Here is a 10966-nt window from a genome sequence, read left to right on the forward strand (position 1 = left end):
GGTCTGCGACGCCATCGTCGCTGGAGATCCGGACGCGGCGAGCGCGGCGATGCGGGCGCTCGTCGACCTGGCGTTGGACGACACCCGCTCGTCCATGTGACTTGGCCGTCGCCTGACAGCTAGCCCAGATCCGAGCTGACACACGGCCGCCGCGGCTTCGGACCGCCGCCGCGTCCGTGTGCTTTTGTCGGCCTAATCGCCGGCCGAAATCCGACTTCACGATCAGGCCAGCGGCCACTTCGCCCCGCCCCGCCCAGTCCCGAAATCTCTCGACGATTCATCGTGATGGGCGGCGCCGATGCGTGTGTCATTTCATATGTGGAAACATTGTCAGATATGAGAATCTTCTCGACGGCCTGACCCTGAAATTCTATTTTTCTCTCAGTAATTAGGGTTCGCGATGTCGTCGTTTGGTTCTCTGCGCGCCGCCCAAGTGACCCCGCTCGGGCGACGCGCGCCTCAGCGGCTGGCCTATGAACTGATGAGCCGCATCAAGGCCGGAGTCTTCTGTCGTGGCGACTGGTTGCCGACCGAGCAGGAGCTGCTGAGCGAGTTCGGCGTCAGCCGCACGGCCTTGCGCGAGGCCCTGATCATCCTGGAGTGCCTGGGCCTGATCGTCTCGCGTCACGGGTCGGGCAGCCAGGTGATCGGCGCCGAGCCCAGAAGCGGTCTTGGCGGAACGTCGTCGGTCGACCTGGTGGCGCTGTTGGAGGCCTGCCGCGCTTTCGAGATCCAGGCGGCCAGCCTCGCCGCGGGTCTCGACGCGGCCGAGGGCTCCCTGCCCGCTCCGCCGACCGTCAGCGCGCCGGGCCCGACAACCGCCGAGTGTTGCCGCCGCTTCCACGTCACCCTGGCTCGGGCGAGCGACAATGCGGCGATCGCGGCCTCGATCGAAAACCTCTGGGACCTGGCCGCCACCCGGCCCGGGCTTCGCGGCCCCTTCAACGCCGCGCTGGCCCGCTCGTCACGGTCGATCCGGACGCTGCAGGCGCGGGTGGTCGAGGCGCTGACGCAGCGCTCGTCCTCGGCGACACGCCAGGCGGTCGGCGCGTTGTTCGACGCCTATCTCGCCGCGGTGTCCGAGTTCGAGGCGCACGAGCGCCTTTCGCGGATCAGCCTCGAGGGCGCGCACACCCGCGGTCGCTGGAACCGGCGATCGGCCGCCGGCGCCGCTGCCCGGGATGAGTCGAGGTCCTAGCGGCCAGCGCGCTCAGCGTCGCAGAGCCGCCTCGCCCCAGGTGACGGGATCCGGGCGCGGATCGTCCTTGCCGCCCTGCGCGACCAGCTCGATCAATCGCACAGCGGCTACGTCGATGCTGAGCGCCTGCGCCTTCTGGCCGAACTTCAAGGGCCGCGAACGGCCCAGCAGCTTGCCATCGCCATAGACCAGGAAGGTGACGGCCCGGCTGCGATCGACCGCGCTGTCGTCGACGCCGACGCTGGCGGTGAAGCGTCGGAAGCCCGTGTTGCGGACCTCGAGGCGCGAATTGGCCAGGACGCCGAGGCCGGCGCCGAACCGCTGGCCGGCGATCGCCAGCTCCTGGTCATAGGGCGTCCGATCAGCCTGGGCGCCGCCCCAGCCGCCGTAGCGCGGCGGCTCGCCCGCGCCGCGCGTGCCGCGCCAGGGCAGGATCGCGCGATGGACCAACGGGTCAGCCTGCGGGACCGCCACGCCGTCGATGGCTGGATTGACCGCGCCGGGCTGCTCGGAAAGGAAGACGCCGTCCGCCAGGCGTCGCTTGCCCTTGGCCGAGAACAGCAGGGTCTGGCGCGGCGCGAGCTGGAACTTGCGTTCGCCCTTGAAGCGGGAAGCCTGGCCGGACCAGAGGTCGGTCAGGTCGATGTCGGCGTCGGCCAGGAACTTCAGGTGATCGGCGGTCAAGATCGCCTCGGCCGGCGCGGCGGTGCGGTTCAGGATCGCGACCGCCTTGTCGCCGCTGGCCAGCGTCTTGACGAAGATCGAGAGGTCGGCGGAATCGAACGCAAGGACGGCCTGGTTGCCGGCCGGATCCTGGTTCAGGGCGATCACCTGGGCGGCGCCGAGGATCTCCAGCAAGGCCGGATTGGCGTTGCGCAGGTCATAGCCGATCAGCAGCGGGGCGTTGACCATGGCCCAGAGCGTGAAGTGCGAGCGCGCGGCCTCGAGATGGTCGGCGTCGAAGTCGCCCTTGCCGACAAACAGCATGTCCGGGTCGTTCCACGTCCCCGGATGGGCGTAGAGCGGACGCCGCGAGACGCTGTCGAGATTGTGCAGCATGCGGCTCCAGGTTGGCGAAATGTCCTCGCTGGTGCGCGACATGGCCCCGACGTTCTTGCCCCATGACCGCACGTCGGCCGCGCCCCACAGGCAGAGCGAATAGACGAAGTCGCCGTCGGGATTGTGCTTGTCCAGCGCCCGGCCCACGTCCTCGTAAAGCCCCCGGACTGTAGGAATGTCGGTGCGTCCCAGGGAGTCGATGTCGACGAACGGCCCAAGCGCCCGATACTGCCCGGCCTTGACCCGGGGGTCAGCGGGGCCGAGGCCGCGCACGCCGCAGCCGTCGACCTTGATCAGGTCAAAGCCCCACTCTCCGAAATAGAGGCCGATGTCCTGATCGATGTGGCCATACAGGCCAACCTCGCGCTCGCCCACGTCGCCTTCCGGCTGGTTGGGAAAGGTCGAGGTGAACACCTGGCCGCAGCTGTTGCGGCCGATGTCCGAATAGATACCCGCCTTCAGCCCCATGCCGTGCAGGCGATCGGTGAGCGGGCGGAAGCTGGTGTCGCCATTGGCGGTGGCGGCCGAGGGGAAACGCGCCGCCCGGATCAGCATGCGACCGTCGGAGGCGCGACGCTTCAGCCACCAGCCATCGTCGAGATTGACGTAGCGATAGCCCTTGGCGGCCAGGCCCGACGAGACCAGGACGCTCGCCGAGCCCATGATCTTGTCTTCGTCGATGTCGCTGGTGAAGGCGTTCCAGCTGTTCCAGCCCATGGGCGGCGTGCGCGCCGCGCTCCGCTCATGGGCGCTCCACCGTCCCGTGGCGGCCAGCGGATCAGCCGCCGCCGAAGCGGCGCAGACGAGAAGCGCGGCCGCCAGGGCGACGCTCAGGCGGCGTGAGGACATCAAGGGGCTCCGGGCGGCGAACGGCATGGATCTCAGCGCGCCTGAAAGACGAGGTGTTGGCTGAAGAACGGCAGGACGTGGTCCTGGAAGCGCCCCGCCACGTCGCTGGTGTGATCGCCCGGATAGATCTCGAAACCATTGGCCAGGCCGTAACGGTCGAGCGCCTCATGCAGCTTGCCCGCGTCGCCCTTGAGGCTGTCGCGGTCGCCTACGTCGATGGCGATCGCCTTGTAGCGCCGCAGCTGGGACACATACTGGTCGACGAAGGCCAGCGGCGCATTGGCCGCCCATTTGGCCAGCACCTCGGGCCGCGTGACGCCGTTCTCGACCGGCAAATCCAGGTACAGCGGCGGCTTCTGGGGATTGGGCGACCAGGCGGCGGCGGCGGCGAGCTGCGGGCGCAGCGCTCCCGGCAGCTTGGCGACGTCTTCCTTGGTCTTGACCTGGGCCAGCGCCGCCGCGGCTTCCGGGCTGAGCGGAGCCGCCTCGCGCGCCGACAGGCAGCACGGGCTCATCATGTACAGCGCGCCGAACACATCCGCATGGCGCATGCCGATCCGGCTGGCGCCGTAGCCGCCCATCGAGTGGCCCACCAGGCCCCTGCTCTCGCGGCGCGGCAGGGTGCGATAGTGCTGGTCGACATAGGCCACCAGGTCGCGGGCGATGAAGGTCTCGAAGTCGCCGGTGGTCTGCGAGCTGGAGTACATCGAGCCGTTGTGGATGGTCTTGCTGTCGGGCAGCACCACGATCATCTCGCGCGCGCCCTTGGCGAAGGCGCCCTCCACGGTCTGAGGCACGTGGATTTCACCGCTCCACTGCTGCGCGCCGATCCAGTAGCCGTGCAGCGCGTAGACGACCGGATAGCGTTGCTTGGGGTGGCTCTGGTAGCCGGGCGGCAGCACCACCAGGACGTCGCGGTCGGCGCTCTCGCCCTCGAGATTGCCCTCGATGGCCGCCGAATGGACCTTGATCTTCTGGACGGTCGCGGGCTTGGCGCCGGCGACGGGCGGCGGCGCCTTGGTCGTCACCTGGGCGCTGGCGGCGATCGGCGCGGCCAGGCCGAGCAGGGCGATCATCAAGGCCGAGGCCAAGGTTCCAGAGCGCGCGCCGCCCCGGCCATGCTTGTCGCGAGTCGTCATCGAAACCTCCCCGGCGCCGCGTGATCGCGGTCGTTGCGCTCAGCGATTGTGAGCGCTACCATTTGTCTGTGTAAATGGAGCTTCGTCAACCGCGTCGGCGCGAAACACCCTGAAATTCACGCTTCGCCCCCCGACACGATCCCCTACCAAAACCGATAGGAAAATCGGCGGGAAAAGCCGGTCTTTTGCGCGAAGACCATTCGGGAGGACAGCGGCGTCTCGCGCCGTCGTCGCCCACGCGAGACTCATAAATAAACAGAGTAATTAGGGAGATTGAGATGCGTTCCAGGTTGATGTTGGCCGCCTGCCTCGGCTGGGCGATTAGCGGCGCGGCGGGCGGCGCCAGCGCCGAGCCGATCAAGGTGACGATCGACGGGACGCGCCGCGCCGCCGCCGTCACCAAGTACGAATACGGCATGTTCATCGAGCCCATCGGCGGCCTCGTGGCCCGCACCCTGTGGGCCGAGATGCTGGACGACCGAAAGTTCTACTATCCCGTGGTCCCGGCGGCGCTCGACACGCCGCCGCCCCTGAACGCCGAAGGCCGGCCGGGCGTCAGCTATCGCAAATGGCGCCCGATCGGGGGCGACGACGCGGTGATCATGGACAAGGCGGCGCCTTATGTCGGCGCCCAGAGCCCACGCATCGTCGTCGATCCGGCGACGCGCAAAGGCCTGTCGCAAGCCGGGATCGGCTTGGCCAAGGGCAAGCACTACGACGGCTATGTGCAGATCTCCGGCGACGCCGGCGCCCAGGTCGAGGTCGCCCTGGTCTGGGGACCGGGCCCCAACGACCGCCAGGCCATCGCCCTGCCCGCTCTGGGCGGCGAATGGAAGCGCGCCGATTTCAACTTCACGCCGACGGCCGATGCCGCCGACGCAAGGCTGGAAATCACCGGCCTGGGCGCGGGCGCCTTCCGGATCGGCGCGGTCTCGTTGATGCCGGCCGATAATGTCCGAGGCTGGCGCGCCGACACCACCGCCATCGCGCGCTCGCTGAACTCAGGCATGTGGCGCTTGCCGGGCGGCAACTTCCTGTCCGACTGGGACTGGCATGGCGCGATCGGCCCCCGCGACAAGCGCGCGCCGATGTTCGACTACGCCTGGAGCGCGATGCAGCCTAACGACATCGGCATGGACGAATGGCTGGACCTGACCAAGATCATCGAGGTCGAGCCGTATGTGACGGTCAACGCCGGCCTCGGCGACGCCAACTCCGCCGCCGAGGAAGTCGAATATCTGAACGGACCGGCGACCAGCGTCTGGGGCGCGCGCCGGGCGGCCAACGGTCATCCCGAGCCGTACGGCGTGAAGTTCTGGAACATCGGCAACGAGCCCTATGGCTGGTGGCAGATCGGCAAGACCTCGCTCGACTACTTCATGATCAAGCACAACGCCTTCGCCGAGGCGATGCGGGCGGTCGATCCCAACATCACCCTGATCGGCTCGGGCGCCATGCCCGACCAGGGCCATCCGCGCGGCACGAAGGAGAACGCCTCGCTCGAAAGCGTCGCGCCCAAGTTCGGCACGGAATGGGATTGGACCGGCGGCCTGCTGGCCAAGGCCTGGGGCAATTTCGACGGCATTTCCGAGCACTGGTACGACCAACCCGAGAAGCGGCCGAATGCGCCGGCCGACGCCGAACTGATGGAGTATGCCCGCTCGCCCTCCAACCAGGTGCGCATGAAGGCCGAGCAGTGGAAGATCTACCAGCAGCGCTTCCCGGCGATGACGGCCAAGAAGATCTTCCTGTCGATGGACGAGTACGCCTATTTCGGCGAGGTCAATCTGAAGTCGGCCCTGGCCTACGCCATGGTCATGCAGGAGATGCTGCGCCACACCGACTTCCTGACCATGGCCGCCTTCACCACCGGCGCCTCGACGATGGACATTACGCCCACCGCCGCCACGCTCAACACGACGGGCCTGGTGTTCAAGCTCTATGGCGAGCATTTCGGAGCCGGCGTCGTTCCCATGGCGGTCGATGGCGACACGCCCCAGCCCGAGCCGCGCTATCCGGTCGGCTTCAACCATCCCAAGGTGCGCGCCGGCAGCCCGACCTATCCGCTGGACGTGATCGCCGGGGTCAGCCCGGACGGTAAGACCTTGAAGATCGGCGTGGTCAACGCGACCCAGACGCCGCAGACCGTGCGGCTGGACCTGAAGGCCCTCGCCGTGCGCGGGTCGGGTCAGAAGTGGGTGCTGAGCGGTCCGTCGCTCACGGCCGCCAACAAGGTCGGCGCGCCGGCGGGCGTTACGATCACTCCGAGCACGGCGCGCCCAGGCGCGAGCCTGGTGGTCTCGCCCGTCTCGGCGACGGTGTTCGAGTTCCCGCTCGACCCACGCGGGCGCTAGGACCCAAGGGGCGCCGGCCAGTCCGGCGCCCTACCCGCCTCGCAGCATCCGCATGATCATCGCGCGGATGCGACCGTAGGCTCCATTGCCGAGCGGCCCCAGCAGGCCGTGGCGCTCGGGAGGCAAATGCGCCAGCGGATGGCCGTCCGGACGGAAGACGTAGTGATCGAAGAAGGCCCGCCACGCCTGGCGCTCGGCCAAGGGTCGCTCGGCGATGGCGATCATCGCCAGCATCATGGTCGTATAGGGCGCGTCCGGACCGGCGGCGAACCCGTCCCACCAATAGTTGACGAGCAGATTGCGCGGCTCCAGCGCCTCGACCTGATGCCACCAGAGCTTCGGCAGGTAGAGGGCGTCGCCTGGCTCGAGCTCGACGACGCGGGCCTCGGCGACGGCCGCGGGAAACCGCGGATAGCGGGGGTCGCCCGGCGCCGCGCTGGCGGCCAGGCTGGTCGGCTGGCCCGCCAGTGTGTGGTCGATCGGCCCGACATAGAGGTCGGCGATGGCTTGCGGCGGAAACAGCGTGAAGCGCCGACGCCCCGCCACGACGCAGGCCAGATTGTCATAGGTGTCGTAGTGGCAAGCCACCCGGCTGGCGTTGCCCAGCCAGAGGCGCGGCGCCGCCAGGGCCGGCAGCATGTCCAGGGCATTGGCGGCGGCGAAACCCGGCGCATAGTCGTCGGCGGGAAGCGAGCCCATATAGACGCTGGGCGCCTCCGGCTCGCGCGCGGCCCGGTCGATACGCTCCAGGGTCTGGGCCAGGGTCAGGGACTGGCGCTCGAAATTGAAGCCGTCCGCGCCATCGCCATAGTCGTAGCGTCCGGCGATCGCTGGCGGGCCGATGAAGGCCTGTCCGGTGCGACCGGCGTCGAACGCGAGCAGATGAGCCGCCAGCCCTTCCCAGCCTTGCCGGGCCGCAGCGCTGACCGGCCAATGGCGGCACAGCCCCCGCAGCACCACCGGTTGGCAGTCCCTAGCCACGACATCGGCGAAGGTTGCGGCGTCCAACTGATCGACCGCTCGCCCCTCGAGGATGCGCATCGGCGAGGACCCGTCCGGGGTCATACCGAGATCAGGTCGTTTCGCCGCGCCGCCAACCGCGAAACCTGCTTCAGCGATCCGGCCATGGCGTAGATCAGTTGCAGGTGGCCCAACCGAAAGAGGTCCAGCACCGCCGCCTCGTCCAGCTCGCCCAGCCTGTCCAGGCTGACCGTGTAGAGGCCGTTCAGGCTCACGGTCCTGCCGTCGTCGAACGACAGGTCGACGTCGATCGGCTCGACCAGCCCGCGCGCCAGAAGCGCCTGGATGAACGTGTCGGTCTCGGCCAGCCCCGAGCGCAGGCGGGCCATGGCCTGCTGGACGCGGCGCAGGGCCTGGCTCGGTTCGCCGTCGGCCTCGAACAGCCTCCCGCCGCCCACGTCCGCGAATCGTGGATGCCTTGGATCGATCGCGACCAGATCGTCACCGGTGACGAAGAAGCCCTGCCGCTCGAGGTCCAGGGGCGCGAACAGCGCACGCGACGTCTCGTCCAGCAGGTTTTCGCCCGGCTCGAAACCGAACATCGCGCCCGCATAGAACTGGCCGGTATCGGCGCTTTTTGTCAGGAACAGCGGGCAGACGGCGGCGGCGGTGGTGAACTCGGCCGCCACCACCTGCACGAAATGAGGGGCCGGTCCCGCGAGGGCGCTCAGGCGCAGATCGCCGTGATCCCGGACGTTGAGCCGCTCCAGCTGTCCTTGCATCGTTTCCTCCCTGAGGCCTCGTTGAACCTCGATACGTCGTCCGGCGCAATGCGTCGCGCCTCTCCCGCACCTTCACAATTACACCGACAAATAACTATTGATACCGGTAACTGGTAGCGCTAACGTTGCATCATAAGAACGATAAATGCGCAGGGAGGATGTGATGAGCAAGACTCACGCAAGCGAGGCACCACACCCTCTTTAGTCAATGGAATCGCGGCGTTACGGCGTCTGCGTGTGCGTCCGGCTGTCTTGTGCCGGAAAGAAAACACCCATGGCACCCTGGAGGGGGAAATGAAAACCACTGCAATCTCTTATCAGAGTAATTACGGCGTGCGCACGACCTCCAAGTCGGCGCTAGCCGGTGCGGCGAGCCTTCTGGCTCTGGCGCTTTGCGGCGCCGCTCACGCGGCCGACCGCGCCGACGCCGAGGCGATCGCCACGGCCGCGGCCCTGGCCGCGCCCGGCGCGGCGCAGGCCCAGAGCTCACAAGCATCCGATCAGAGCGTCGTCGAAGAGGTCGTGGTCACCGGCCTGCGCGGCTCCCTGCAGCGCAACCTCGATATCAAGCGCAACTCAGCAGGCGTCGTCGACGCGATCTCGGCGGAGGACATMGGCAAGTTCCCCGATTCCAACGTCGCCGCGTCCCTGCAGCGCCTGCCGGGTGTCTCGATCCAGCGCTCCGGCGCCCGGGGCGAACCTCAGGGGATCACGGTCCGCGGCTTCGGCGGCGATTTCAACGAAACCCTGTACGACGGCCGCCGGATCTCGACGGCCACGGGCGGCCGTTCGGTGGACTTCAGCACCGTCGGCGCCGATTTCGTCGGCGGCCTGTCCGTGCTCAAGACGCCCGACGTCACCCTGTCGAGCAGCTCGATCGGGGCGACCGTCAACGTCGCCTTCCCCAAGCCCTTCGACCATCCCGGTCGTCGCATGGCGCTCAGCGCCTCGGGCTCGGTGCAGGACGACGCGGGCAAGTTCGTTCCGACCGTCGGTGCGCTGTTCAGCGACACCTTCGCCGACAACAAGTTCGGCGTCCTCGTCGACGCGATGTACACGCGTCACGACACCCAGACCAACCGCGTCTATGTCAGTGGTTGGCCGGGCGGCTACTACTCGCCATGCCAGCTGACCGCGAGCTGTACGCCGGCCCAGCAGGCGTCGGGCACCAAGACCGTCCTCGGTTGGTTCGAGCAGCAGGCCGGCGCCAGCCAGATCTACACCAAGGACGAACGGCTCGACGGGCGCATCGCCCTGCAATGGGCGCCGATCGACGGCCTCACGGTGACGCTCGACGACAACTATTCGCGTCAGAGCATCCGGGCCGACAACTTCGGCTACGGCATCTGGTTCAACCAGGACGGCCTTCGGAACGTCAAGCTTGACCAGAACGGCACGACCGTCGACTTCACCCAGGCCGGCTCGCAAACCGACTTCACGGCCGGCACCGATCGTTCGGTTCTGCGGACCAACCAGACGGGCCTCAACGTCCAGTGGGACGCCTCCGACAATCTGAAGTTCGAGGCCGACGCCAGCTATGCGAAGAGCTGGCTAAACCCGGGCGGCGAGCTCACCAGCGACGGCGCCGACGTCGGCTACGGCTTCGGCATCGGCCCTTCGCTGGGCATCAGCATCGGCGGCGACAGCAAGAACACGCTGCCCGTGCTGCACAACTACGGCCCGAACGGAGACGCCGCGCGTTGGGCCGACACGTCAGTGATGGGCTCTCACGTGGTGGTGCGCCAAGCCCAGCAGAACACCGACGTCGTCAAGCAACTGCGGTTCGCCGGGGCCTGGGAGCAGGAAGGCTTCAAGATCAAGGCCGGTGGCAGCTATCTCGAGGATCACTACAAGTTCCAGCAGAGCAATACCTTCGTTAACAACTTCTGGCAGGCCTATCCGGGCTATGGCCCCGCCTCGGGCGCCAACGGCGGCGTCATGGTCCCGGCCAACCTGTTCACCGCCCGCGTCAGCACCAAGAACTTCATCCCGGGCTTCGACGGCGCTCTGCCGCCGTACCTGCTGAAGTACGACGCCCACGCCTTTCAGCAGTTCCTGTCGAGCCTAGGCAATCCCCAGACCAAGAACATCCCGGGCTTCAACTATGGCGGCGGCGGCGTCGGAACCCAGTTCACCGGGGCGTTCGACCTGGCTTTGGACAACGGCAGCATCCGCGACATCACCGAAAAGACCTGGGCGCTGTTCGTCCGCGCCAACTTCGACGTCGACGTGGCCGGCATGCCGTTCCACTTCAACGCTGGCGTCCGCGAGGAGAACACCCACGTCACCTCGAACGGCTTCGGCCAGGTGCCGACCGCGATCACCCGCAGCACCGGTGACCCCACCCTGCTGACGGTGTCCCTCAGCCAGCCCCAGGCGGTGTCGACCAAGAGCAACTATTCCTACCTGTTGCCCAGCGTCGACATGAAGCTGGAGCTGACCGAGAGCATCCACCTGCGTCTGGACGCCTCGCGAACCCTGACGCGGCCGAGCCTGAACCTGTTGACGCCGGTGCTCAGCGTCGGGACGGGCCAACGCGTCGGCGCCCTGACCGGCAGCGGCGGCAGCCCGTCGCTGAAGCCATACCTGGCCGACAACTTCGACGCGGCGGTGGAGTGGTATTAC

General features: G+C 67.7%; 7 protein-coding genes. 3 read left to right on the forward strand and 4 right to left on the reverse strand.

Annotated elements, in window-relative coordinates:
- Positions 1 to 400 precede the first annotated feature (400 nt).
- Positions 401 to 1198, forward strand: coding sequence for a FadR/GntR family transcriptional regulator (locus AC1DSO_RS23730; protein ID WP_477071153.1), 798 nt, complete (start codon positions 401 to 403; stop codon positions 1196 to 1198).
- 12 nt (positions 1199 to 1210) lie between these two features.
- Here the strand turns inward: AC1DSO_RS23730 and AC1DSO_RS23735 are convergent, their stop codons facing one another.
- Together AC1DSO_RS23735 and AC1DSO_RS23740 are read right to left on the reverse strand one after the other, a co-directional pair.
- Entirely contained in the window at positions 1211 to 3106 is a 1896-nt protein-coding gene (locus AC1DSO_RS23735; RefSeq protein ID WP_477071154.1) for an NPCBM/NEW2 domain-containing protein, read from the reverse strand.
- A gap of 32 nt (positions 3107 to 3138) precedes the next feature.
- Positions 3139 to 4245 (reverse strand): alpha/beta hydrolase, encoded by a 1107-nt coding sequence (locus tag AC1DSO_RS23740; protein ID WP_477071155.1) that lies wholly within the window; start codon positions 4243 to 4245, stop codon positions 3139 to 3141.
- Positions 4246 to 4523: 278 nt separating this feature from the next.
- Between AC1DSO_RS23740 and AC1DSO_RS23745 the strand changes: the two genes are divergently transcribed.
- Complete coding sequence (locus AC1DSO_RS23745) at positions 4524 to 6599, forward strand: alpha-L-arabinofuranosidase C-terminal domain-containing protein (RefSeq protein WP_477071156.1); 2076 nt, start codon at positions 4524 to 4526, stop codon at positions 6597 to 6599.
- A gap of 30 nt (positions 6600 to 6629) precedes the next feature.
- Here the strand turns inward: AC1DSO_RS23745 and AC1DSO_RS23750 are convergent, their stop codons facing one another.
- Both AC1DSO_RS23750 and AC1DSO_RS23755 read right to left on the reverse strand, forming a co-directional pair.
- Positions 6630 to 7664, reverse strand: coding sequence for a cupin-like domain-containing protein (locus tag AC1DSO_RS23750; RefSeq protein ID WP_477071157.1), 1035 nt, complete (start codon positions 7662 to 7664; stop codon positions 6630 to 6632).
- On the reverse strand, positions 7661 to 8341 hold the full coding sequence (locus tag AC1DSO_RS23755) for a SapC family protein (protein ID WP_477071158.1): 681 nt from the start codon (positions 8339 to 8341) through the stop codon (positions 7661 to 7663). The genes AC1DSO_RS23750 and AC1DSO_RS23755 overlap by 4 nt, the downstream gene beginning before the upstream one ends.
- Positions 8342 to 8635: 294 nt before the next feature.
- Between AC1DSO_RS23755 and AC1DSO_RS23760 the strand changes: the two genes are divergently transcribed.
- The coding region (locus AC1DSO_RS23760; RefSeq protein WP_477071159.1) for a TonB-dependent receptor at positions 8636 to 10966 on the forward strand (2331 nt) is incomplete at its 3' end.

Source organism: Caulobacter sp. P4_E5, from assembly GCF_056401555.1.

Coding starts and splice junctions, on each gene's coding strand:
- AC1DSO_RS23730 (WP_477071153.1), top strand. CDS start 401: ATGTCGTCGTTTGGTTCTCTGCGCGCCGCCCAAGTGACCCCGCTCGGG.
- AC1DSO_RS23735 (WP_477071154.1), bottom strand. CDS start 3,106: ATGTCCTCACGCCGCCTGAGCGTCGCCCTGGCGGCCGCGCTTCTCGTC.
- AC1DSO_RS23740 (WP_477071155.1), bottom strand. CDS start 4,245: ATGACGACTCGCGACAAGCATGGCCGGGGCGGCGCGCGCTCTGGAACC.
- AC1DSO_RS23745 (WP_477071156.1), top strand. CDS start 4,524: ATGCGTTCCAGGTTGATGTTGGCCGCCTGCCTCGGCTGGGCGATTAGC.
- AC1DSO_RS23750 (WP_477071157.1), bottom strand. CDS start 7,664: ATGACCCCGGACGGGTCCTCGCCGATGCGCATCCTCGAGGGGCGAGCG.
- AC1DSO_RS23755 (WP_477071158.1), bottom strand. CDS start 8,341: ATGCAAGGACAGCTGGAGCGGCTCAACGTCCGGGATCACGGCGATCTG.